This window comes from Paracoccus denitrificans, from assembly GCF_900100045.1.
In the GTDB taxonomy this organism is placed as follows: Bacteria; Pseudomonadota; Alphaproteobacteria; order Rhodobacterales; family Rhodobacteraceae; genus Paracoccus; species Paracoccus denitrificans.
In genome coordinates, this window is record NZ_FNEA01000002.1 from 1 (window position 1) to 24,226 (window position 24,226).

At 67.4% G+C, this 24,226-nt stretch carries 20 protein-coding genes; 3 read left to right on the forward strand and 17 right to left on the reverse strand.

Annotation, left to right across the window (positions count from 1 at the left end):
- The 8 genes from BLT64_RS01300 to glpD all read right to left on the reverse strand — a co-directional run.
- On the reverse strand, nucleotides 1-696 hold a 696-nt coding region (locus BLT64_RS01300), incomplete at its 3' end, for an FGGY family carbohydrate kinase (protein ID WP_254777235.1).
- 78 nt (nucleotides 697-774) lie between these two features.
- The gene (locus tag BLT64_RS01305) at nucleotides 775-2,496 is read right to left on the reverse strand and encodes an ABC transporter substrate-binding protein (RefSeq protein ID WP_011750613.1); all 1,722 of its coding nucleotides are present in this window, start codon (nucleotides 2,494-2,496) and stop codon (nucleotides 775-777) included.
- An 83-nt stretch (nucleotides 2,497-2,579) separates the two neighbouring features.
- Nucleotides 2,580-3,005: a DUF2160 domain-containing protein gene (locus tag BLT64_RS01310; protein ID WP_074810287.1), complete on the reverse strand. Its 426-nt coding sequence runs from the start codon at nucleotides 3,003-3,005 to the stop codon at nucleotides 2,580-2,582.
- Nucleotides 3,005-3,808: a carbohydrate ABC transporter permease gene (locus tag BLT64_RS01315; protein WP_011750615.1), complete on the reverse strand. Its 804-nt coding sequence runs from the start codon at nucleotides 3,806-3,808 to the stop codon at nucleotides 3,005-3,007. The genes BLT64_RS01310 and BLT64_RS01315 overlap by 1 nt, the downstream gene beginning before the upstream one ends.
- A complete protein-coding gene (locus BLT64_RS01320) occupies nucleotides 3,808-4,695 on the reverse strand; it encodes a carbohydrate ABC transporter permease (RefSeq protein WP_011750616.1) in 888 nt (295 codons plus the stop codon). Before BLT64_RS01320 ends, BLT64_RS01315 begins: the two co-directional genes overlap by 1 nt.
- Nucleotides 4,695-5,780, reverse strand: a complete 1,086-nt coding sequence (locus BLT64_RS01325) for an ABC transporter ATP-binding protein (protein WP_041530476.1) — start codon at nucleotides 5,778-5,780, stop codon at nucleotides 4,695-4,697. Before BLT64_RS01325 ends, BLT64_RS01320 begins: the two co-directional genes overlap by 1 nt.
- 1 nt (nucleotide 5,781) lies before the next feature.
- A complete protein-coding gene (locus BLT64_RS01330; protein ID WP_011750618.1) occupies nucleotides 5,782-6,861 on the reverse strand; it encodes an ABC transporter ATP-binding protein in 1,080 nt (359 codons plus the stop codon).
- A gap of 14 nt (nucleotides 6,862-6,875) precedes the next feature.
- Entirely contained in the window at nucleotides 6,876-8,459 is a 1,584-nt protein-coding gene (gene glpD / locus BLT64_RS01335; RefSeq protein ID WP_011750619.1) for a glycerol-3-phosphate dehydrogenase, read from the reverse strand.
- Nucleotides 8,460-8,902: 443 nt separating this feature from the next.
- On the opposite strand from glpD, the gene cysD reads away from it, so the two are divergent.
- Nucleotides 8,903-9,838 carry a sulfate adenylyltransferase subunit CysD gene (gene cysD / locus BLT64_RS01340; protein WP_011750621.1) on the forward strand — a complete coding sequence of 312 codons (936 nt, stop codon included), beginning with the start codon at nucleotides 8,903-8,905 and terminating at the stop codon, nucleotides 9,836-9,838.
- A gap of 1 nt (nucleotide 9,839) precedes the next feature.
- Nucleotides 9,840-11,762 (forward strand): sulfate adenylyltransferase subunit CysN, encoded by a 1,923-nt coding sequence (gene cysN / locus BLT64_RS01345; protein ID WP_011750622.1) that lies wholly within the window; start codon nucleotides 9,840-9,842, stop codon nucleotides 11,760-11,762.
- A gap of 107 nt (nucleotides 11,763-11,869) precedes the next feature.
- On the opposite strand, the gene glcF is transcribed toward cysN, so the two are convergent.
- Genes glcF through BLT64_RS01360 form a run of 3 tightly spaced genes read right to left on the reverse strand, consistent with a single transcriptional unit; the run spans nucleotide 11,870 to nucleotide 15,736 of the window.
- The gene (gene glcF / locus BLT64_RS01350; protein WP_011750623.1) at nucleotides 11,870-13,165 is read right to left on the reverse strand and encodes a glycolate oxidase subunit GlcF; all 1,296 of its coding nucleotides are present in this window, start codon (nucleotides 13,163-13,165) and stop codon (nucleotides 11,870-11,872) included.
- 1 nt (nucleotide 13,166) lies between these two features.
- The gene (locus BLT64_RS01355) at nucleotides 13,167-14,300 is read right to left on the reverse strand and encodes an FAD-binding protein (RefSeq protein WP_011750624.1); all 1,134 of its coding nucleotides are present in this window, start codon (nucleotides 14,298-14,300) and stop codon (nucleotides 13,167-13,169) included.
- On the reverse strand, nucleotides 14,297-15,736 hold the full coding sequence (locus BLT64_RS01360; RefSeq protein WP_221246438.1) for an FAD-linked oxidase C-terminal domain-containing protein: 1,440 nt from the start codon (nucleotides 15,734-15,736) through the stop codon (nucleotides 14,297-14,299). The genes BLT64_RS01355 and BLT64_RS01360 overlap by 4 nt, the downstream gene beginning before the upstream one ends.
- A 165-nt stretch (nucleotides 15,737-15,901) precedes the next feature.
- Here BLT64_RS01360 and BLT64_RS01365 point away from each other — a divergent pair, with 165 nt between their 5' ends.
- Entirely contained in the window at nucleotides 15,902-16,711 is an 810-nt protein-coding gene (locus tag BLT64_RS01365) for a FadR/GntR family transcriptional regulator (protein ID WP_011750626.1), read from the forward strand.
- A 56-nt stretch (nucleotides 16,712-16,767) separates the two neighbouring features.
- Here the strand turns inward: BLT64_RS01365 and BLT64_RS01370 are convergent, their stop codons facing one another.
- The 6 genes from BLT64_RS01370 to BLT64_RS01395 all read right to left on the reverse strand — a co-directional run bounded on the left by BLT64_RS01370 (nucleotide 16,768) and on the right by BLT64_RS01395 (nucleotide 24,198).
- Nucleotides 16,768-17,733: a Bug family tripartite tricarboxylate transporter substrate binding protein gene (locus tag BLT64_RS01370; protein WP_011750627.1), complete on the reverse strand. Its 966-nt coding sequence runs from the start codon at nucleotides 17,731-17,733 to the stop codon at nucleotides 16,768-16,770.
- 22 nt (nucleotides 17,734-17,755) lie between these two features.
- Nucleotides 17,756-19,264 carry a tripartite tricarboxylate transporter permease gene (locus BLT64_RS01375; RefSeq protein ID WP_011750628.1) on the reverse strand — a complete coding sequence of 503 codons (1,509 nt, stop codon included), beginning with the start codon at nucleotides 19,262-19,264 and terminating at the stop codon, nucleotides 17,756-17,758.
- 12 nt (nucleotides 19,265-19,276) lie between these two features.
- On the reverse strand, nucleotides 19,277-19,741 hold the full coding sequence (locus tag BLT64_RS01380; protein ID WP_011750629.1) for a tripartite tricarboxylate transporter TctB family protein: 465 nt from the start codon (nucleotides 19,739-19,741) through the stop codon (nucleotides 19,277-19,279).
- Between the two features lie 58 nt (nucleotides 19,742-19,799).
- The gene (locus tag BLT64_RS01385) at nucleotides 19,800-20,774 is read right to left on the reverse strand and encodes a tripartite tricarboxylate transporter substrate-binding protein (RefSeq protein WP_011750630.1); all 975 of its coding nucleotides are present in this window, start codon (nucleotides 20,772-20,774) and stop codon (nucleotides 19,800-19,802) included.
- A gap of 194 nt (nucleotides 20,775-20,968) precedes the next feature.
- Nucleotides 20,969-22,315 carry a sigma-54-dependent transcriptional regulator gene (locus tag BLT64_RS01390; RefSeq protein ID WP_011750631.1) on the reverse strand — a complete coding sequence of 449 codons (1,347 nt, stop codon included), beginning with the start codon at nucleotides 22,313-22,315 and terminating at the stop codon, nucleotides 20,969-20,971.
- Nucleotides 22,312-24,198 carry a sensor histidine kinase gene (locus BLT64_RS01395; RefSeq protein WP_232290586.1) on the reverse strand — a complete coding sequence of 629 codons (1,887 nt, stop codon included), beginning with the start codon at nucleotides 24,196-24,198 and terminating at the stop codon, nucleotides 22,312-22,314. The genes BLT64_RS01390 and BLT64_RS01395 overlap by 4 nt, the downstream gene beginning before the upstream one ends.
- Nucleotides 24,199-24,226: the final 28 nt, after the last annotated feature.

Here is a 24,226-nt window from a genome sequence, read left to right on the forward strand (position 1 = left end):
GCGCCCGAACAGGTCCGCCCGCGCCATGCCGAAATCGGCGGCGCAGTCGCGCACCTCGGGCAGAAGCGGCATGGGGATGTCGAAAAGCGCGCAGATCTCGGCGTCCCAGCGGTTCTCGGCGATGTTGTAAAGCAGGGTGCGGGCGGCGTTGGTGGCGTCGGTGGCATGGACGCGGCCGCCGGTCAGGTTCCAGATCAGCCAGCTGTCGACGGTGCCGAAGGCCAGCTCGCCGCGCCGGGCGCGCGCGCGGGCGCCGTCGATATTGTCGAGCAGCCATTTCAGCTTCGAGCCCGAGAAATACGGGTCGAGCAGCAGCCCGGTGCGGGCGGCGATCATCGGCTCGTGCCCCTCGGCCCTGAGCCGGTCGCACAGCCCGGCAGTGCGGCGGTCCTGCCAGACGATGGCGCGGTGCAGCGGCTGGCCGGTCCGGCGGTCCCAGAGCAGCGTGGTCTCGCGCTGGTTGGTGATGCCGATGGCGGCGATGTCGCCGGCATGCAGCCCGGCCTTTTCCACAGCCGCACGCGCCACCCCAGCCACCGTCACCCAAAGGTCCGAGGCATCGTGCTCGACCCAGCCGGAAAAGGGGTAGTGCTGCGGGAATTCCTCTTGCGCCACGGCGACGGGATGCAGCCCGGCGTCGAAGATGACGGCACGCGACGAAGTCGTGCCCTGGTCGATGGCAAGGATATGGGTCATGGCGATTTCCGGGGTTTCGACGATCCGTCCCTGCGGATCGGAAAGGGGGGCGAGGCACGGCCCCGCCCCCGCAAGGCATCACTGCCAGGACTTGATCAACTCGTCATAGGAGATCGTCTCGCCCTGCGGCTTTTCGTTCTCCAGCGGTCCGACGGGCGCGCCCTCGGCGTCCAGCCATTCCTGCGGGTCCTTTTCCTCGTTCAGCTTGGGCCCCAGGTCGCCCTGCACGCCCGAGCGTTCCAGCCGCGCCAGCACCCGCTCCTGCTCGGCGCAAAGCGCATCCAGCGCCTCCTGCGGGGTCTTGGCGCCCGAAAGCGCGTCGCCGATGTTCTGCCACCAGAGCTGCGCGAGCTTGGGATAGTCGGGGATGTTCGTGCCGGTCGGCGACCATTGCACGCGGGCGGGCGAGCGATAGAACTCGACCAGACCACCAAGCTCCGGCGCGCGTTCGGTAAAGGACTGGTCCTGGATCGTCGACTCGCGGATGAAGGTCAGCCCGACATGGGATTTCTTCACGTCCACGGTCTTCGAGGTCACGAACTGCGCGTAAAGCCAGGCGGCCTGCGCGCGGTCCACCGGGGTCGACTTCATCAGCGTCCAGGAACCCACGTCCTGATAGCCGATCTTGGTGCCCTCGGCCCAATAGGCGCCGTGCGGGCTGGGGGCCATGCGCCATTTCGGCGTGCCGTCCTCGTTCATGACCGGGGTGCCGGGCTTGACCATATCGGCGGTGAAGGCAGTATACCAGAACATCTGCTGCGCGATGTCGCCGCGCGCCGGGACCGGCCCCGCCTCGCCGAAGGTCATGCCCATGGCCTCGGGCGGGGTGTAGTTCTTGAGCCAGTCGATGGCCTTGGTCACGGCATAGACCGCCGCCGCATCGTTGGTCGCACCGCCGCGCGCCACGCAGGAGCCGACGGGGCGCGAGTTCTCGTCGACGCGGACGCCCCATTCGTCGACCGGCAGCCCGTTCGGCTCGCCCTTGTCGCCCATGCCGGCCATGGACATCCAGGCATCGGTATAGCGCCAGCCCAGGCTGGGATCCTTCTTGCCGTAGTCCATGTTGCCCCAGGCCTTCGCCGGGCCGCCCGCGATATAGGACATGTCGCGGCCGGTGAAGAATTCGGCGATGTCCTCATAGGCCGACCAGTTGACCGGCACGCCCAGGTCGTAGCCGTATTTGGCCTTGAAATCCTCCTGCGTCTTCGCGTCGCTGAACCAGTCGTAGCGGAACCAGTAGAGGTTGGCGAATTGCTGGTCGGGCAGCTGGTAGAGGTCGCCATCCGGCGCGGTGGTGAACTCCAGCCCGATGAAATCGCCGAGGTCCAGCGTCGGGCTGGTGAAGTCCTTGCCTTCCTCTTCCATCCACTTGGTCAGGCTGCGGGCCTGCTGATAGCGCCAATGCGTGCCGATCAGGTCGCTGTCGTTGACATAGGCGTCATAGATGTTCTCGCCGGTCTGCATCTGGGTCTGCAGCTTCTCGACCACGTCGCCCTCGCCGATCAGGTCGTGGGTGACCTTGATGCCGGTGATGGCGGTAAAGGCGGGCGCCAGCACCTTGGCCTCGTATTCATGCGTGGTGATGGTCTCCGAGACCACCTTGATCTCCATCCCCGCCAGCGGCTGCGCGGCATCGACGAACCACTGCATCTCCTTTTCCTGATCCTCGCGCGAGAGCGAGGACAGATCGCCGATCTCGGCGTCGAGGAACCTCTTCGCCGCCTCCATGTCCGCCCATGCGGGCGCCTCCATGACCAGAAGCGCAAGCGCCATGGCCGTGGTCCTTTGCATCGGTCTCATGTTTTCCTCCCTTGGAATGAGACGTTGATCCTTTCGCGCGCCCCGGGCAGTCGCCGCTGCCCCTGGGGCTGGTTCGAACCCGGTCAGACCCAGCGGAACACCGCCGCGGCATAGACGAGGCAAAGCGCAAGCCCCCACCACAGCGGCGGGCCCGCGAAGAACAGCCAGCCCAGGCAGATGAAGGCCGAGCCGAGAAGCGAGATGAACAGCCGGTCGCCGCGCGTCGTCTCGATGCGCAGGATGCCGCGGCGCGGGGTTTCCGGAAAGCGGATGGCCAGGATGGTGAACAACACCAGCAGGCTGGCGATCACCCAGAAGAACAGCGCCACCGGAAAGGTCCAGGCCATCCAGCCGCCCGCGATCATCGGCGCGAACCAGTCCCTGGCGCCGTCCTTGACCGGCGTGGCCCAGACCAGGAAGCCCAGGATCGCGGCCATCAGCGCGGCGGCCGAGGCATAGATCGCGGGCCAGGCGACGCGCCCTTGCGTCGGGATGGCGGTGTCGGACATCAGACCCTCCCCAGGGCAAAGCCCTTGGCGATGTAGTTGCGGACAAACCAGATCACCAGCGCGCCGGGGATGATGGTCAGCACCCCCGCCGCCGCCAGCACGCCCCAGTCCATGCCCGAGGCCGAGACGGTGCGCGTCATCGTCGCCGCGATGGGCTTGGCGTTCACCGAGGTCAGCGTGCGCGACAAAAGCAGCTCGACCCAGCTGAACATGAAGCAGAAGAAGGCGGCGACCCCGATTCCGCTCGCGATCAGCGGCATGAAGATCTTCACGAAGAAGCGTGGGAAGCTGTAGCCGTCGATATAGGCGGTCTCGTCGATCTCCTTGGGCACGCCGCGCATGAAGCCTTCCAGGATCCAGACCGCCAGCGGCACGTTGAAGAGGCAATGCGCCAGCGCCACCGCGATATGCGTGTCGAACAGCCCGACCGAGGAATAAAGCTGGAAGAAGGGCAGCGCAAAGACCGCCGGCGGCGACATGCGGTTGGTCAGCAGCCAGAAGAACAGGTGCTTGTCGCCCATGAAGCTGTAGCGGCTGAAGGCATAGGCGGCGGGCAGCGCCACGGCGATCGAGATCACCGTGTTCATCACCACGTAGATGATCGAGTTCACATAGCCCATGTACCAGCTGGGATCGGTCAGGATCACCCGATAGTTCCGCAGCGTCAGGTTGTGCGGGTAGAGGCTGAAGGTGCCGGTGATCTCGGCATTGGTCTTCAGGCTCATGTTGACCAGCCAGTAGATCGGGATCAGCAGGAACAGCAGGTAGAGCACCATCACCAGGGCAGAGGGTTTGACGCGCATCACATGGCCTCCGGGATGTCGGACTGGCTGCGGTCGATATTGGTCATGACGGTGTAGAACACCCATGAGACCAGCAGGATCACCAGGAAATACATGATCGAGAAGGCGGCGGCGGGACCAAGGTCGAACTGCCCGACCGCCATCTTGACCAGGTCGATGGACAGGAAGGTGGTCGAGTTGCCGGGACCGCCGCCGGTCACCACGAAGGGCTCGGTATAGATCATGAAGCTGTCCATGAAGCGCAGCAGCACGGCGATCAGCAGCACGCCCTTCATCTTGGGCAGCTCGATATGGCGGAACACCGCCCAACGGCTGGCCTGGTCGATCCGGGCGGCCTGGTAATAGGCCTGCGGGATGGATTGCAGCCCGGCATAGCAGAGCAGCGCGACAAGGCTGGTCCAGTGCCAGACATCCATGACGATCACGGTGATCCAGGCGTCCAGGGGATCGTTGGTGTAGTTGTAGTCGAGCCCCAGCGCCTTGAGCGTATGGCCCAGAAGGCCGATATCGGTGCGGCCGAAGATCTGCCAGATCGTGCCCACCACGTTGAAGGGGATCAGCAGGGGCAGCGCCATCAGCACCAGCACCAGGCTGGACCAGAAGCCCTTCTTGGGCATGTTCAGCGCCACGAAGATGCCCAGCGGCACCTCGATCGCCAGGATGATCGCGGAAAACAGCGCCTGCCGCCCCAGCGCCTCGTGCAGGCGGCGGGAATGCACCATCTCGTCGAACCATTCGAGGCCCGCCCAGAAGAAGGCGTTGTTGCCGAAGGTGTCGTTCACCGAATAGTTCACCACCGTCATCAGCGGGATCACCGCCGAGAAGGCGACGACGACCAGCACCGGCAGGACCAGCAGCCAGGCACGGTTGTTCTGGGTCTTTTCCATCAGGCGGCCCCCTCTCGCTCGGGCGCCACGCGCCAGTCGTCGGCATAGACGTTGATCTTGTCGGGCGCGAAGGCGACCTGCGGCAGGCCGTCGACCGGCATGCCCTCGGGCATCACCACGTTCAGCGGCAGGCCCGTCACCTCGCCGCGCACCAGGCGGTGACGGCCCACGTCCTCGATGCGGCGGATGGTCAGCGGCAGCCCGCCGCCGGCGACCAGCGTGGCATGTTCGGGGCGGATGCCGATCTGCACCCGGCCCGCGGCGGGGGCGTAATGCGCGCCCAGCGCCACCACCTCGCCGCCGGGCAGCAGGGCACGGTCGCCCCGCACCTCGGCATCGAGGAAGTTCATGCCGGGCGAGCCGATGAAATAGCCCACGAAGGTATGGGCGGGCTTTTCGAACAGTTCCTCGGGCGTGCCCATCTGCACCACGCGGCCCTCATACATGACCACGACCTTCTGGGCGAAGGTCAGCGCCTCGGTCTGGTCGTGGGTGACGTAGATCATCGTATGGCCGAACTGGCGGTGCAACTGCTTGAGCTGGGTGCGCAGCTCCCATTTCATATGCGGGTCGATGACGGTCAGCGGCTCGTCGAACAGGATCGCGTTCACGTCCTCGCGCACCATGCCGCGGCCAAGCGAGATCTTCTGCTTGGCATCGGCGGTCAGGCCCTGCGCCTTGCGGTCCAGCCGCGCCTCCATGCCGATCATGCGGGCGATCTGGTCCACGCGCGCCTTGATATAGGCGGCGTCCTTGCCGCGGTTCTTCAGCGGGAAGGCCAGGTTGTCGCGCACCGTCATGGTGTCGTAGACCACCGGGAACTGGAACACCTGCGCGATGTTGCGCTCGGCCGTGGGCGCCGCGGTCACGTCGCGGTCGCCGAACAGCACCCGGCCGTGGCTGGGGGTCAGAAGCCCCGAGATGATGTTCAGAAGCGTGGTCTTGCCGCAGCCCGACGAGCCCAGGAGCGCATAGGCGCCGCCGTCCTGCCAGACATGATCCATTTCCTTCAGCGCGTAATCCGCCTCGGATCGCGGATGGGCGAGATAGCTGTGGGCGAGGTTCTTGAGCGTGATCTGTGCCATGTCAGGCCGCCTTCGCATAGGCGGCCGGTGCGGCCAGCCGCTCGGACGCATCGAACAGATAGACATGCGCCGGGTCCAGCCAGACCGAAAGCGGCTGGCCGGCGGTCAGCAGGTGCACGCCCTCGACCAGCCCGACCCAGCGGTCGGCGCCGTGCTCGACATGGACGAAGGTCTCCGAGCCGGTGATCTCGGTCCCGACGAGTCGGCAGGCGAACTCGACCGCCGTCGGGCGATGCCTGGCCAGCGACAGGTGGTTGGCGCGGAACCCGGCCAGATAGGCGCCGTCCGGCAGATCGGCAAAGCTACCCGCGGCCAGCGCGCTTTCGCCAAGGCTGACGGCAGCGCCCTGCTTGCGGGCGCCGACGAAATTCATCGGCGGATCGCTGAACACCCGCGCCGTCGTCGCATCGACCGGCTGGCGATAGACCGTCGGCGTCGGGCCGAACTGCGTCACCCGCCCTTCCCAGAGCGTGGCGGTATTGCCGCCCAGCAGCAACGCCTCCTCGGGCTCGGTGGTGGCATAGACGAAGATCGCGCCGGATGCCTCGAAGATGCGCGGGATCTCGATCCGCAACTCCTCTCGCAGCTTGTAGTCGAGGTTCGCCAGCGGCTCGTCCAGCAGCACCAGCCCGGCGCCCTTGACCAGCGCGCGCGCCAGGGCGCAGCGTTGCTGCTGGCCACCCGAAAGCTCCAGCGGCTTGCGCGCCAGCATCGGCGTCAGGTGCAGCATCTCGGCGGTCTCGCGCACCTTGCGGTCGATCTCGTCCCGCGGCCGGCCCAGGATGCGCAGGGGCGAGGCGATGTTTTCATAGACCGAAAGGCCGGGATAGTTGATGAATTGCTGATAGACCATGGCGACGCCGCGGTCCTGCACCCTCCGGCCGGTCACGTCCTGCCCGTCCCAGAGGATGCGGCCGGTCGTCGGCTGGTCCAGCCCGGCCATCAGCCGCATCAGGCTGGTCTTGCCGGACAGCGTCGGCCCCAGCAGCACGTTCATGCTGCCCCTTTGCAAGGTCAGGCTGGTGGGATGGATATGCACCCTGCCCCCGACCGACCGAGATACGCCCTGCAATTCCAGCAAAGCCTTCCTCCCCCTTACTCCGCCGCCGAATAGGCGGCATGCCGCGTCGCGACGAACGCCCCCAACTCGCGGCACTGCGCCTCGTTCATGTGCAAGCCCAGCTTGGTGCGCCGCCACAGGATGTCCTGGGCGCTGTGGGCGAATTCGTTGCGGATCAGCCAGTTAACCTCGGCCTCGGTCAGCCCGGCGCCGAAGTCGCGGCCCAGATCGGCCATGCTTCCGGCACCGTCCAGCAGCAGGAACGCCTCGGTGCCGTAGGTGCGCACCAGCCGGCGGGCAAGGCGCGGCGACAGGAACGGATGGCTGGCCTGCAATTGCGCGATCAGGGCCTCGACCCCGTCCACCGGGAAGTCGCCCCCGGGCAGCGGCACCCGGGCCGTCCAGTCACCGCCCGCCTGCGGAAAGAAGGGCGCAAGCTTCGCCAGCGCGCTTTCCGCCAGCCGGCGATAGGTGGTGATCTTGCCGCCGAAGACGTTGAGCAGCGGCGCGCCCTCGTCATGCAGGCTGAGCACGTAGTCCCGCGTCGCCGCCGTGGCCGATTTCGCGCCGTCGTCGTAAAGCGGCCGCACCCCGGAATAGGTCCAGACCACCTGTTCGGGCGTCACGGGCCGCGCGAAATACCGGCTGGCGAAGGCGCAGAGATAGTCGCGCTCGGCCTCCGAGCAGCGCGCTTCGTCCGGCGATCCCTGATGATCCATGTCGGTGGTGCCGATCAGGGTGAAGTCCTCCTCGAACGGGATCGAGAAGATGATCCGCCCGTCCTCGCCCTGGAAGAAATAGCAGCGGTCGTGATCGTAAAGCCGCGGCACGACGATATGGCTGCCGCGCACCAGCCGCACGCCCTCGGTCGAGGGGATATGGGCGACGGTGCGGATCACGTCCTCGACCCACGGCCCGCCAGCATTGACCAGCGCGCGGGCATGATGGGTGCGCGTTCCGTCCGGCCCTTCGGTGGTGATGCGCCACAGCCCGTCCGCGCGCTCGGCACGGGTGACGCGGGTGCGGGTCAGGATGGTGGCGCCGCGCGCCTCGGCGTCGCGGGCATTCAGCACCACCAGCCGCGAATCCTGCACCCAGCAGTCGGAATATTCCCAGCCCAGGCGAAAGCCCGGCTTCAGCGGCTTGCCCAGCGGATCGCGGGACAGGTCCAGACGCTTGGTGCCCGGCAGGATCCTGCGCCCGCCCAGGTTGTCGTAAAGGAACAGCCCCAGCCGGATCAGCCAGGCCGGGCGGCGGCCTCGCAGCCAGGGCATGGCCAGGGACAGGATGCGCGAGGTCGGCGTGTCGCTTTCGAACCGCATCTGCGGCGAATAGGGCAGCACGAAGCGCATCGGCCACGAGATATGCGGCATGGCGGCCAGCAACGTCTCGCGTTCCTCCAGCGCCTCGCGCACCAGCCGGAACTCGAAGAATTCCAGATAGCGCAGCCCGCCATGGAACAGCTTGGTCGAGGCCGACGAGGTCGCCTGCGCCAGATCTCCCATCTCGGCCAGCGTGACGGAAAGCCCACGCCCCGTCGCGTCCCGCGCGATGCCGCAGCCGTTGATTCCACCGCCGATGATGAAAAGGTCGGCCTCGGGCCGCGCTGGTGCTGACACGCCGATCCCTCCCCGTCGTTCGCGCCTGTCGATAGCGAAAAGATGTAACGGCTCCGTGATTCCCGTCAAGCAAAAATTTTCGTTTATGATCGTTTTTGCAGAAATCGAATATTGAAGAGCGATGCGGCAGCAGATTCCTTTGGAAAACGCGTCTCAGCCGCACAAGAGGGGCAAAAGACGGCGCGGATTCCGCAAGGCTGCGGTGGCGGAGGCATCGCGATGACACCCAAATTCGAACATAAACGAACATTAGCGAAGGTAATCCGCGGGTGGAACCACGGTCTGGCAAAACCGGCCGGCAGCCCCGGCCCGTCCGCGAATTCCGCGCTGCATCGGAACGGTGGTCCTTTCCGTCGTCGCTCCGCCGTTTCAGGCCCCGTTGGTCTTGGTCTTGCTGCAAAAATCTGGCAAAGGACGCCCATTGTAGAATAAGGGCCACCCAGATGAACAGCCAATCCGTCATTCATACCGGGGGTCAGGCGGCCACGCTGACCCATCTGCAGCGGCTGGAGGCCGAAAGCATCCAGATCATGCGCGAGGTCGTGGCTACGGCCGACAACCCGGTGATGCTGTATTCGGTGGGCAAGGATTCGGCCTGCATGCTGCATCTGGCGAAGAAGGCGTTCTATCCGGCCCCGCCGCCCTTTCCGCTGCTGCATGTGGACACCACCTGGAAATTCCGCGCCATGTACGAGCTGCGCGACCGCGCCGCGCGCGACGCCGGCATGGAGCTGATCATCCATCACAACCCCGAGGCGATGGAAAAGGGCATCAACCCCTTCGACCATGGCAGCCTGCATACCGACATGTGGAAGACGGACGGGCTGAAGCAGGCGCTGAGCAAGTTCAATTTCGACGTGGCCTTCGGCGGCGCGCGGCGCGACGAAGAGAAATCGCGCGCCAAGGAGCGGGTGTTCTCGTTCCGCTCGGCCAATCACCGCTGGGACCCCAAGAACCAGCGCCCCGAGCTGTGGAAGCTTTACAACACCCGCAAGGGCAAGGGCGAATCGATCCGGGTCTTCCCGCTGTCGAACTGGACCGAGCTGGACATCTGGCAATACATCCACCTGGAAAACATCGACATCGTGCCCCTGTATTTCAGCGAGCCGCGGCCGGTCGTGGAACGCGACGGGCTGCTGATCATGGTCGATGACGAACGCTTTCCGCTGCGCGAGGGCGAGGTGCCGACGATGAGATCGGTGCGCTTCCGCACGCTGGGCTGCTATCCGCTGACCGGCGCGGTGGAATCCAGCGCCCGCACCCTGCCCGAGGTCATCCAGGAAATGCTGCTGACCACCACGTCCGAGCGGCAGGGCCGCGCCATCGACCACGACCAGTCGGCCTCGATGGAGAAGAAGAAGCAAGAGGGGTATTTCTGAGATGAACCACGAGATGAAAGACCCCGTCTACGTCACGGATTCGCTGATCGCCGAGGACATCGACGCCTATCTGCTGAAGCACCAGCACAAGACCATGCTGCGCTTCATCACCTGCGGCTCGGTCGACGACGGCAAGTCCACGCTGATCGGCCGGCTGCTCTATGACAGCAAGATGATCTTCGAGGACCAACTCGCCAGCCTGGAAAACGATTCGAAGGCCGTGGGCACCCAGGGCGGCGAGATCGACTTCGCCCTGCTGGTCGACGGCCTGGCGGCCGAACGCGAACAGGGCATCACTATCGACGTGGCCTATCGCTTCTTCGCCACCGACAAGCGCAAGTTCATCGTCGCCGACACCCCCGGCCATGAGCAATACACCCGCAACATGGTCACCGGCGCCTCGACCGCCGACCTGGCGGTGATCCTGATCGATGCGCGCCAGGGCGTGCTGACCCAGACGCGGCGGCACAGCTATCTGGTCAACCTGCTCGGCATCCGCAACGTGGTTCTGGCGGTCAACAAGATGGACCTGGTCGATTACTCGGCCGAGCGCTTCTATGAGATCGTCGCGGATTATTCGCATTTCGCCAAGCAGATCGGCATGGACAGCTTCCTGCCGATCCCGATCTCGGGGCTCAAGGGCGACAATATTGTCAGCCACAGCGACAACATGCACTGGTATCAGGGCCCGACCCTGCTGGGCCACCTGGAAGAGGCGCCGGTCAGCGACACCCAGATGCTGGACCACCCCTTCCGCATGGCCGTGCAATGGGTGAACCGGCCGAACCTCGATTTCCGCGGCTTCGCCGGGCAGATCGGCGCGGGCACGGTGCGGCCGGGCGATGCGATCCGGGTGCTGCCCTCGGGCAAGACCACCACGGTCAAGTCCATCGTCACCCAGGACGGCGACCTGGATCTTGCCATCGCCGGCCAGTCGGTGACGCTGACCTTCGCCGACGAGATCGACTGCTCGCGCGGCGACGTGATCGTGCAATCGGACCAGCCCTGCGAGGTCGCCGACCAGTTCGAGGCGACGCTGGTCTGGATGGCCGAGCAGGAGATGCTGCCGGGCCGCCCCTACCTGCTGAAGATCGGCACCCAGACCGTCACCGCGACCGTCACCGAGCCGAAATACGAGGTCAACGTCAACACGCTGGAGCACTTGGCCAGCAAGACGCTGGGGCTGAACGCCATCGGCGTGGTCAACATCTCGACCGACCGGCCGATCCCGTTCGAGGCCTATGCCCAGAACCCCGACCTTGGCGGCTTCATCCTGATCGACCGCATGACCAACGCCACCGTGGCGGCGGGCATGATCCATTTCGCGCTGCGCCGGTCGCAGAACATCCACTGGCAGGCGCTGGACGTGAACCGCGAGGCCCATGCGGCACTGAAGAACCAGAAGCCCGCCGTGGTCTGGTTCACCGGCCTGTCCGGCTCGGGCAAGTCCACCATCGCCAATATCGTCGAGAAAAAGCTGCATGCCCTTGGCAAGCACTCCTTCCTGCTGGACGGCGACAACATCCGCCACGGCCTGAACCGCGACCTGGGCTTCACCGATGCCGACCGGGTGGAGAACATCCGCCGCGTGGGCGAGGTGGCGCGGCTGATGACAGATGCCGGGCTGATCGTGCTGACCGCCTTCATCTCGCCCTTCCGCTCGGAACGGCAGATGGTGCGCGACCTGATGGCGCCGGGCGAGTTCGTCGAGGTCTTCGTCGACACGCCGCTGGAAGTGGCCGAGGCGCGCGACGTCAAGGGCCTCTACAAGAAGGCGCGTTCGGGCCAGCTGAAGAACTTCACCGGCATCGACAGCCCCTATGAGCAGCCGCAGAACGCCGAGCTGACCGTGAACACGGTCGCGCTGACGCCCGAAGAGGCCGCCGAGCGCATCGTGCAATACGTCCTGCGTGAGATGAGCTGACGCGCCGGCGCCTTCACGGATGAGACAAGGGAACGGCGGCCGGGTTAGGGCCGCCGTTCGCATCTCCGGGCCTTTGCGACGCCGCCCGTTCCCAAGCCGGGGCGAGCCTAGACCGGATGCGCCAGCGCCCGCGGCCTTGGCCCGCCGGTGGCCCAGTCCAGCAGTTCGGCCGTATGGACGACCGGCACGCCGGTGCCCGAGCCGATCTGCATCATGCAGCCGATATTGCCGGCACTGATGACCTGCGGGGTCAGCGCCTCCAGCGTCTCGACCTTGCGGCGCTTCAATTCGGCCGAGATCGCCGGCTGCATCAGGTTGTAGGTGCCGGCCGAGCCGCAGCAGATATGCGCGTCCTTCGGCTCCAGCACGGTGAACCCGGCGGCGGCCAGAAGCTCCTTGGGCGTCGCGCGGATCTGCTGGCCATGCTGCAACGAACAGGCGGCGTGATAGCCGACGCGCAGCGGCTCGGCATGGCCCGGCTCGCGCAGGCCCAGATCGGCCATCACCTCGGTGATGTCCTTGGCCAGGCCGGCCACCCGCGCGGCATCGGCGGCCAGCGGATCGTTTTCGAACATGTGTCCGTAATCCTTGACCGTGGTGCCGCAGCCCGAGGTGTTGATGACCACCGCGTCCAGCCCCTCGCCCGCGACCTCGGCCATCAGCGCGCGGATATTGGCGGCAGCCGAGGCGTGGCTTTCGTCGGTCTTGCCCATGTGATGGGTCAGCGCGCCGCAGCAGCCCAGGCCGCGCGGGATCACCACCTCGCAGCCATGGCGGCGCAACAGGCGGATGGTCGCGTCGTTGATGTCGGTGTTCAGCGCCCTTTGCGCGCAGCCGACCAGCAGCGCCACCCGCTTGCGGCGCGGCCCCTCGGCGGCAAAGACCTGCGGGCGGTCGTTCAGGCTGGGCGGCGGGATGTCGCGGGGCGCCATGTCCAGCATGGCCCGCAGCCGCGCATCCGGCACCAGCCGCCGAAAGGGCCGTGCCAGTTTCGCGCCCATCAGCGCCAGCCGGAAGCGCCCCGGATAGGGCAGGATGCGTGCCAGAAGCCAGCGCAGCGCCCGTTCGCCCGGCGGACGGCGATAGGTCTTTTCGATATATTCGCGGGCGTGATCGACCAGGTGCATGTAATGCACGCCCGAGGGACAGGTGGTCATGCAGGACAGGCAGCTGAGGCAGCGGTCGATATGGCCGACGGTCTTGGCGTCGGGAACCTTGCCGTTCTCCAGCATGTCCTTGATCAGGTAGATGCGGCCGCGCGGGCTGTCCAGCTCGTCGCCCAGCACCTTGTAGGTCGGGCAGGTCGCGGTGCAGAAACCGCAATGGACGCAGCTGCGCAGGATCTCGTTGGCGCGGGCCGTGCCGGGGTCGGCCAGTTGCTGGGGCGTGAAATTGGTCTGCATGTCAGCGATCCATCAAGCCGGGGTTGAGGATACCGGCGGGGTCGAACCTTTGGCGCAACCCGGCCGAGAGGCGGGCGACAGGCGGGGCCTCGGGCGGGAAGGCCGGGCCGTCAAGCCCGCCGCGCCGGACCAGCGTGGCATGGGGGGCGACCTGCCGCACCGCCTGCGGGCTGCCCGGTCCACAATACCAGACCAGCCCGCCGCCCCAGTCGAGCGACACTTCGCCGCCCAGCGCCTGCAAGGCCCGCGCCGTGGCCGGGGCAAGGCTCGGCTTGACCAGCACCCGCCAAAGCGGCGCGTCCGTTCCCGCGAAATGCGCCAGATCGCGCAGGTCGCGCCACAGCGCCACGGTGGCGGCACCGTCCAGCACCTCGGCCTCGCGCGGTTTCAGCAGCCCCAGCAGCCGGTCGCGGCGATAATCCATCTGCGGCCCCAGCCCCTCGACCCGCAGCCAGGCCGAGCCGTCGCGGAAGGCGGCGCCCGAAACCTCGAAAGGGGTCGCCAGCGCCGTCGAAAAGATCGCCACCGCCTCCTCGACCGTGACGCCGTGAAAGCCCAGCGTGCAGCGATCGGGCAGGTGCGGCAGCGTCTTCAGCGCCACCTCGGTCAGCACGCCCAAGCTGCCATGCGCCCCGCAGATCAGCTTGCCCAGGTCGAGGCCGGTGACGTTCTTCATCACCCGGCCGCCGTTCTTCAGCACGCGGCCCTGACCGTCGACAAAGCGCACCCCCAGCAGATGGTCGCGGCAGGCCCCGGCCAGCAGCCGGCGCGGGCCGCTGGCATTGGCCGCGACCACGCCGCCGATGGTCGGCGTGCCATTGCGGCCCAGCACGCCGCGCATGTCGGCAGGCTCGAAGGCCAGCGCCTGGCCCTCGGCGGCCAGCATCGGCTCGATCTGGTCCAAGGGCGTGCCGGCACGGGCGATCAGCGTCATCTCGCCCGGCTCATAGGTCACGACGCCCGAGATCGCGGCGGTCGAAAGCACCTCGCCCGGCACGGGTCCGGTTTCGACCCGGGTGCCGCCGCCGGCGATGCGCAGGGGTTGGCGGGTCGCGAAACGCTCGGCGATCAGGGCGCCAAGCTCGGCCTCGCTGGCGGGGCTCAGTCCCGCGCGGCTGGGATTGTCGGGGATCATCGGTCGGCTGCCTCCTCGCGCCAGGGCCGGCTTGCGTCCAGCGGAAAGACCTTGGCCGGATTGAGCAGCCAGCGCGGGTCGAAAACGTCCTTGACCGCCATCTGGATCTCCAGGTCGGGGCCGTCATATTGCTTGCCCATCAGGTCGCGCTTTTCGATGCCCACGCCATGCTCGCCGGTCAGGCAGCCGCCGACATCGACGCAAAGCCGCAGGATGTCGTTGCCGAAGGCCTCGGCGCGTTCCAGATCGCCGGGCTTGTTGGCGTTGAACAGGATCAGCGGGTGCATGTTGCCGTCACCGGCGTGAAAGACGTTCGCGACCTCCAGCCCGTGCTGGCGCGACAATTCGCCGATCATCTTCAGCGTATAGGGCAGCTGGCCCACCGGCACCGTGCCGTCCAGGCAGATGTAATCGCCCAGCCGGCCCATGGCGCCAAAGGCGGACTTGCGGCCTTTCCAGATCGCCATGGCCTCGTCGGCATTGCGGCTTTCGCGAAACTCGACCGGGTTCAGCGCATCGGCGATCTCGCGGATGCGGGCGATCTGGTGGTCGATCTCGGCGGGCGAGCCCTCGACCTCGACGATCAGCACCGCGGCGCAATCGGGATAGCCGGCATGGGCGAAGGCCTCGACCGCGCGCAGGCAGACGTCGTCCATGTATTCGATGGCGACCGGCAACACGCCCGAGCGGATGATCCGCGCCACGCATTCCCCCGCCACCTCGGCGCCGTCAAAGCCGATCAGCACCGGGCGCGCGCCCTCGGGCCGCGGCAGGATGCGCAAGGTGGCCTCGGTCACGATGCCAAGCTGGCCTTCGGAGCCGCAAATGAGCCCCATCAGGTCCAGGCCCGCAGGCCCCATCTCGACCCCACCCAGTTCCACCACTTCGCCCGTGGTCAGCACGACCGTGGCGCCCATCAGGTTGTTGGTGGTGACGCCGTATTTCAGGCAATGCGCCCCGCCCGAGTTCATCGCGATATTGCCCGCGATGGTGCAGGCCAGTTGCGAGGACGGGTCGGGCGCATAGAAGAAGCCGTGCGGTTCCAGCTCGGCGCTGACCGACAGGTTGGTCACGCCGGTCTGCACGCGGATGAAGCGGTTCCGGGTGTCGATCTCCAGCACATCGCGCAGGCGCAGGGTGGCGATGATGACGCAATCCGCCGTGGGCAGCGCGCCGCCGGCAAGCGAGGTCCCCGCACCGCGCGGCACCACCGGCACGCGCATCTCGTGGCAGATGCGCATGGCGGCCGCAACCTCCTCGGTCGTGCGCGGCAGCACCACCGCCAGCGGCGGGCAGCGATAGGCGGTCAGCGCGTCGCATTCATAGGCGCGCGTCTCCTCGGGGTCCGAGATCACGGCATCCTCGGGCAGGATGTCGCGCAAGGCGGCGACGATCTGGGGCGCACGCGCCAGGATGCCCGCATCGGGCCGGGGCATGGCAATACCGGACAAGCTCTCCTCCCTTGGTCGAACGGCAGGCCCGTGTCCTGCCCTGCATTCTTGGTATAATTTTCAGACCACATTAGTCAATCGGTATTTTTCTGGACCGACACGCCCGTCCTGTGCTTACATGGCAGGGATCCGACAACCGCATGAGCGCCCATGACCAACGCATCCGTGAAATCCGAACGCGCCGCCGAGGCCGTGGCCCAGCATCTCGAATCGCTGATCCTGGAGGGCTCGCTGCGCCCCGACGAACGGCTCTTGCCCGAGCGCGAGCTGGCCGAGCGGCTGAATGTCTCGCGCTCGACCCTGCGCGACGGGTTGAAGATCCTGGAGGAACGCGGGCTTCTGACCAGCGCCGGCGGGCGCGGCAGCCGGGTGGCGGCCCTGGGCAAGGCGGCGATCACCGACCCGTTGATCGCCATGCTGGTGCGCCATGCCGAGGCGGCGGACGATTACCTTGAGTTCCGCGGCATCGTCGAAAGCGCGGCCGCGGCTTTGGCCGCGCAGCGCGCGACCGAGGTGGAACTGGCGCGCATCCGCGATTGCCTTGGCCGCATGGACCGCGCCCATGCCCGCGCCGATACCGGCGAGGAGGCCGAGGCGGATACCGAATTGCACCTGCTGATCTATGAGGCCAGCCACAACATGACCCTGCTCCAGATCATGCAGGCTCTGGCGGGGGTCTTGCGTTCGGACGTGATCCAGAACCGCAGCCGGCTGTTCGCCGTGCCGGCCATCCGCGAGTTGCTGCGCCAGCAGCACCGCGCCATCGCCGAGGCGATCCTTGCCCGCGATGCGCAAGCCGCGCGGCAGGCGGCGGGCGAACATATCGGCTACCTGCGCCAGGCCAGCCGCGAGATCCGCGAGGCCGAGGCGCGGCTGGACCTGTCGCTGCGCCGGCTGAACGGCGGCGGGGCCGGCACGCGCGCGGCCGGGACGAAATCCACCCCGGCCGCAGAGGGCTAGAGAGGACTGGCCGGCAAGGAAAAGGCCGGGACGAGGCCCGGCCTTTCGATAGCGCGTCAGTCCAGGCTGACGTTTGCGTCGCGCACCACCGGCTCCCATTTCGCCATCTCGGCCTTGACGTGCTCGGCCAGTTCCTCGGGCGTCGAGGCGACGACGGTGGCGGAAAACTCCTTCATCCGGTCGGCCACCGCCGGGTCGGCCATGGCGGTCAGCGCGGCCTTGTTCAGCGCCTCGATGGCCTCGGGCGGCGTGCCTGCCGGGGCGAAAAGCGCGTTCCAGGTATAGGTCTCGTATCCCGGCAGGGTCTCGGCGATGGCCGGAACGTCGGGGAAGCTGGGCGCGCGCTCCGCCGTGGTCACGCCAAGCGCCCGCAGTTTGCCCGAGGCGATATGGCCCGAGGCCGAGGGCAGGTTGTCGAAGATGATCGGCACCTGGTTGCCCAGCACGTCGGTCAGCGCCGGCCCCGAGCCCTTGTAGGGGATATGGGTCAGGTCGATCCCGGCCATGGCCTTGAACAGCTCGCCCGACAGGTGCAGCGGCGTGCCGTTGCCGGACGAGGCATAGGCCAGCGGCTCGGACTTGGACAGGTCGATCAGCTCCTGCACGGTGTTGACCGGCAGTTCCGGGTTCACAGCCAGCACGTTCGGCACCAGCACCAGAAGCGAGACCGGCGCGAAATCCTCGACCGGATCATAGGGTTTCTGCTTCAGGATCAGCGGGTTCAGCGCATGGGTGGCGACGGTCGCCATCAGGATCGTATAGCCGTCCGGGTCGGCCTTGGCGACCTGGGCCGCGCCCAGGCTGCCGCCGGCGCCGCCGACGTTCTGCACGATGACCTGCTGGCCCAGTTCCTGGCTCATGCGGTCGGCGACGATGCGGCCGACCACGTCGGTCGAGCCGCCGGCGGCAAAGGGGATCACCAGGGTGATCGGACGCTCGGGGTATTCGGCGGCGGCGGCACCTGCGAGGCCAAGCGCCATGGCGGCGCCCAGCAGCAGGCGGCGGGTGATGGATGCTGTCATGGTTTCCTCTCTGTTGAATGTCTTACGCATCGCTTTCGGTAAAGACCTCGTCCCGGCGCTTGCGGATCTGCGGCAGGAAGACCAGCACCAGCACGGCCAGCGACATCAAAAGCAGGGTGGCGCTGATCGGGCGGGTCAGGAAGGTCATGGGATCGCCCCGCGACAGGATCATCGCCCGGCGCAGGTTCTCTTCCAGCAGCGGGCCCAGGACAAAGCCCAGCAGCAGGGGCGCCGGCTCGCAGCGCAGCTTGGACATGACATAGCCCAGCAGCCCGAAGAAGGCGACGGCATAGAGGTCATAGGTGTTCGAGGCCACCGAATAGACCCCGATCGAGCACATCGCCATGATGATCGGGAACAGCACATAGTAAGGCACCGTCAGCAGCCTGACCCACAGCCCGATCAGCGGCAGGTTCAGGATCACCAGCATCAGGTTGCCGATCCACATGCTGGCGATGATGCCCCAGAACAGCGCCGGCTGTTCGCTGACCACATTCGGCCCCGGCACGATGCCCTGGATGATCATCGCGCCGATCATCAGCGCCATGACCGGGTTCGCCGGGATGCCCAGCGTCAGCAGCGGGATGAACGAGGTCTGCGCCCCGGCATTGTTGGCGCTTTCCGGGCCGGCGACGCCGGCCAGCGCACCCTTGCCGAAGTCCTGCGGCCGGGCAGAGACCTTCTTCTCGATCGTGTACGAGGCAAAGCTGGCCAGGATCGCGCCCCCGCCCGGCAGGATGCCCAGGACCGAGCCGACCCCGGTGCCGCGCAGGACCGGGCCGATCATCTGCCTGAATTCCTCGCGGTTGGGGAACAGGCGGCTGATGTTCTTGGTCATCACCTCGCGGTCGTGCTCGTCCTCGAGGTTGCGCAGGATCTCGGCGATGCCGAAGACGCCCACGGCGACGGCGACGAAGTTCAGCCCGTCGGCATATTGGGTGATGCCCAGGGTGAAACGCGGCGCGCCGGTATAGATGTCGGTGCCGACGATGCCCAGAAGCAGGCCCAGCACCACCATGGCCAGCGCCTTGAGGACCGAGCCATGCGCCAGCGCCACCGACATGACCAGGCCCATGACCATCAGGCTGAAATACTCGGCCGCGCCGAATTTCAGCGCCACCGCGGTCAGGGGCGGGGCAAAGATCGCGACCAGGAAGGTCGCGACGGTGCCGGCAAAGAACGACCCCAGCGCCGCCGTGGCCAGCGCCGTGCCCGCGCGGCCCTTGCGCGCCATCTGGTAGCCGTCGATGGCGGTGACGGCGGACGAGCTTTCGCCCGGCATGTTGATCAGGATCGCGGTGGTCGAGCCGCCGTATTGCGCGCCGTAATAGATCCCCGCCAGCATGATGAGCGAGCTGACCGGCTCGAGCTGGAAGGTGATCGGCAAGAGCATGGCGATGGTCGCCGTGGCGCCGATCCCCGGCAGCACCCCGATCAGCGTGCCCAGAAGCACGCCGATCAGGCAGAAGAGCAGGTTCGCCAGCGACGAGGCGACCGAGAAGCCAAGCGCGAGATTGCTGAGCAGTTCCATGACGCCCCCTTTCTAGAACTGGACCCAGGGCCCGAAGCGCCGGAAGGGCAGGCCAAGGCCATAGCTGAAGATCAGCGTCGACAGGATGGTCACCGTCACCGCCAGGATCAGCGCCGCCAGGGGCCGCATCCGCATCGAGGCCTGCGAGGCGATCAGCGTGGTCAGAAACAGCGCCGGCACGAAGCCGAGCCCGCGCACCGTCAGGCCGAAGAAGATCGGCGCCGGCAGGATGAACAGGATGCCGCGCCATGCGACCTTGCCGAAGGGCTCGTCGTCCTCGCGGCCGAAGGCGCGCAGAAAGACGATCAGCCCCAACAGGAACAGGATCCCCGACAGCACCATCGGAAAATAGCCGGGCCCCATGCGCAGCGAGGTGCCGATCTCCAGCCCCGTCGTCTGCCAGCCGAAAAATCCCGCCGCCGCCATCAGCAGCAGCCCGGCCGCGATGTCGGTCCCGTCCTTGGGTTTCGTGGACATGTGTTTCCCCCTGCTTGCAGCAAGCCCCGCCGCGCATTGCGGGCGGCGGGGCGCCGGTTCAGTCGGCGTAGACGCCCGCGGCCTCGATCACCGGCTGCCAGCGGGCGATCTCGGCCTCAAGCTTGGCTTGCAGCGCGGCGGGCGTGGCATCCTCGGCCGGCGAAGGCGCGGTGCCCAGGTCGGCCATGGCCTTCACGACCCCCTCGTCCGCCAGCGCGGATTGCAGGGATTTCGACAGCCGCTCGTTCACCTCGGCCGGCGTTCCCTTGGGCGTATAGATGCCGTGCCAGATCGACACGTCGAAGCCGTCCAGCCCGCTTTCCATCGCCGTGGGCAGGTCGGGGAACAGCTCCAGCCGCTCAGGCGTGGTCACGGCATAGGCCTTGATCGTGCCGCCCTTGATCTGCTGCGTGGTGTTGGTGGTCTGGTCGCACATGATGTCGGTCTGCCCGCCCAGCAGGTCGGTCATCGCCGGGCCGGTGCCCTTGTAGGGGACCGTCACCAGCGGCGCCTCGAGCGCCGACATCAGCATCATGCCGCACAGATGCGAGGCCGAGCCGATGCCCGCATTGGCCAGCGTCAGGTTGTCCGCGTTGTCCTTGACGTAGGAGATGAACGCCGTGAAGTCGTTGGGCTCGAAATCCTTGCGGGCGACGACGACCATCGGCACCTCGGTCACCAGGCCCACATAGTCGAAGGCATTCAGCGTGTCATAGGCCAGGTTGCGGTAAAGCGTGGCCGAGGTCGCCATGCCGATATGGTGCAGCAGCACCGTATAGCCGTCCGGATCGGCCTTGGCGACGTTGCCGGCGCCCAGCGTGCCGCCGGCGCCGCCGATATTCTCGACGATGATCTGGTGGCCCAGGTCGGCCGACATGCGCTCGGCCACCATGCGCGCCACCGTATCGGTCGGCCCGCCGGCCGCGAAAGGCACCACCATGGTGATCTGGCGCTGCGGCCAGTCCTGCGCGAAAGCCGGCGCGACCAGCAATGTCGTGGCGCAAAGCGCGCCCAGAAGCTTCGGGTAAGCCATATCCCCTCCCCCAAAATATGCTTTGGCCTGCGTCCTCCTCGACGCCGCCTCCGCGGAATGGTGCGGCGGCAAGCCGCCGCGGCACAAATCAAAAACGCGGGGCCAAAGGCGCAAGTTGCGCAAGGATGCCAAAAATGGGTGGGAAAGGTAACATGCCGCATGAATGATGGGTGGATTTCCACCCATCTGCCTGCTCAGCCGGCATCGTCCTCGGCCGCATCCAGGATCAGGCGGCGGTCGAGGCCGTATTTCTGCATCTTCTCGTAGAGAGTCTTGCGCGAAATACCCAGCGTCTCATAGACCGGGCGCAGCTTGCCGCCATGGGCGGCGATGGCTCCGGCGATCAGGCTGCGCTCGAACTCGGCCACGCGCTCGGCCAGGCGCGCACCCTGTTCGGGGCCAAGCTCGGCGCCTTCCAGTCCCAGCACGAAACGCTCGGCCAGGTTGCGCAGCTCGCGCACATTGCCCGGCCATTCCTTGGCCGCAAGGCCCGACAGGAAGGCGGCGGGCGCCTCGCGCTCGGGCAGGTTGTGGCGGGCGGCGGCCTCGCGCAGCAATTGCAGGAACAGCAGCGGGATGTCCTCGCGCCGCGCCGAAAGCGGCGGGACATGCAGCACGGCGACGTTCAGCCGCCACAGCAGGTCCTCGCGGAAAAGGCCCTGCGCGACCAGTTCCTCCAGATCGACCTTGCTGACGGCGATGAAGCGCACGTCCAGCGGCACCGGGTCGTTCGAGCCGAGCCGGGTGATCGTGCGTTCCTGCAGCACCCGCAGCAGCTTGGCCTGCAATTCCAGGGGCATCGAGCCGATCTCGTCCAGCAGCACCGTGCCGCCGCGCGCATGTTCGAACTTGCCGTATCGCGGCCGCAGCGCACCGGGAAAGGCCCCCGGCTCATGGCCGAACAGCTCGCTTTCGATCAGCGCCTCGGGCAGGGCAGCGCAGTTGATGGCGATGAAGGGCCGGCCGGCACGGGCCGAAATGTCGTGCAGCGTGCGCGCCACCACCTCTTTCCCGGCGCCGGTCGGGCCGATCACCAGCGCATCGGCATCAGAGGCGCCGATGGCGCGCAACCGATAGCGCAGGTCCACCATGACCTGGGTGCGGCCGGGCAGCCGGGCCTCGACATCGTCGCGCTTGCCCGCGACGGCGCGCAGCCGGCGGTTTTCCAGCACCAGCCCGCGATGGTCGATGGCGCGGCGGATCACCGTGGCCAGTTCCTGCACCACGAAGGGCTTCTCGATGAAGTCATAGGCGCCGCCCCGGATCGCCTCGACCGCCAGCGGCACCTCGGCATGGCCGGTGACCAGAATCACCGGGATCTCGGGATCGACCTCGTGCAGCCGGCCCAGCAGCGTCATCCCGTCCATGCCCGGCATGCGGATGTCGCTGACCACCGCGCCGGCAAAGCCCGAACCGGCCAGCGCCAATGCCTCCTCGCCCGAGGCCAGCGCCTCGACGGTGAACCCCGCCAGTTCCAGCGCCTGCGCGGTCGAGCTGCGCATCTGCTCGTCATCCTCGACCAGAAGCACGCGCGGGGTCATGCGGCAGTCTCGGCGGCCTCGGCGCCGGCGGCGGCGGGCAGGACCACGCAGAATTCGGCGCCGGGCCGCATGTTGCGGCAGGCGATCTCGCCGCCGAAATCGCGCACGATATTGGCGGTGATCGACAGGCCCAGGCCCAGCCCAGCCCCCATGCCCTTGGTGGTGAAGAACGGATCGAAGATGCGCGCCGCGATGGCCGCCGGCACGCCCGGCCCGCGGTCGCGGACCCGGATGGCGACGCGCCCGCCCTCGGCCCGCGCCGAAAGCGTGATGCGGCGATCCGCGCCGCCCTCGACCGCATCGACGGCATTGGTGATCAGGTTCACCAGCACCTGCTGCAAACGCGTCGGCCCCGCCCGCAGCGGCGGCAGGTCGGCGGGCACGTCCAGCTCCAACTCGGCGCCGCTGCTGGCCAGGCGGGCGGCGACGATGGTGCGGGTTTCGTCCAGCAGCCCGGCCAGCGCCACCGCGCCCAGCACATCGTCGGGCTTTCTTGCCGCGTGGCGCAGATGCTTGCCGATGGCGGCCATCCGGTCCACCAGCAACAGGATCTGGGCGATGTTCTCGCGCGCGCGGGCGTGTTCGCCACGCTCGATCAGGATGGCGGCGCTGTCGGCATAGTTGCGCGCCGCCGCCAGCGGCTGGTTGATCTCGTGCGAAAGCGAGGCCGACATCTGCCCCAGCGCCGCCAGCTTGCCGACCTGCACCAGGCTGGCCTGCGCGGCGCGCAGCTCGGCCTCGGTGGCGCGGCGCTCGGCAATCTCCAGTTCGAGCTGGTCGTTCACCCGCGCCAGATCGGCGGTGCGCTCGACCACGCGGCGCTCCAGCTCGGCGGTGGCGAATTGCTGCATGGCCAGCCGCTCGGCCGCCTGCGCGCGGCGCTGGCGCCACATCATCAGCCCGAAGCCCGCGACCGACAAGAGCAGCGCGAGGCTCAGCACCGCCAGCCGCGCCTCGGCCCGCAGCTCGGCGCTGTCCAGCAGCACATGCACCGTCCAGCCCGCGCCCGGCATGTCCTCGGAGGCGGCGATATAGTCGTGGCTGCGCTGGGGACCCCCTGCAAGCGCGGGCGGCAGGCGAAAGACCGGGGCGCCGTGCAGGTCCAGCCGCTCGATCGGCAATTCGGCCAGGGGCGTGCCGGCATAGCGGCGCGAGGATTCGGTGCGCGCCAGCCGTTCCGGCGTCAGCGGCCGGATGCTGTGGTAAAGCCAGCTTGGCTCGGACGACAGGAAGGCCGTGCCTTCGGGGTCGGTCACCAGCACGCGATACTGGTTGCCGCGCCAGGAGGCCTCGATCCGGTCCACGCCGATCTTGACCGCGACGACGGCGGTGATGCGGCCGGCATCGTCCTGCACCGGAGCCGAGAAGAAATAGCCCCGCACGCCGGAGGTGGTGCCGATGCCGTAGAACCGCCCCTGCCCGCCCGCCATGGCGTCGATGACATAGGGCCGATAGCTGAAGTTCTGCCCGACGAAGCTGGAGGGACCAAGGTAGCCGGAATGGGCGATGGTCTCGCCGTCGGGCAGGATCAGATAGATGTCGGATGCCTGCACCGCCTCGTTCTGCTCGGCCAGCCACAGGTTGGTCTCCTGCCGCAAGGCGGCATTGCCGGGGTCGGCGGCAAGCTGGTGGATCAGGTCCAGGTCGCCGACCAGTTGCGGCACCACCTCGTAGCGCGCCAGATCGGCGGTCAGCGCGTTCACCGTCAGCCGCAGCGCGGTCGCGGCGCGGGCATGGCCCTCGCGGAAGTAATGCTGATAGGCAAGCTGCGCCCCCAGCCAGAGGATGGCGGCCGCGCAGGCAAGGCACAGCACCAGCGGCCAGCGGCCGGCCGCCGGCTTGCGCAAGGCCGGCTCTATCCGCATCTGGGCCCGTGCATCCACGGCATGGCTCCGTCCCCTGCTATCCCCC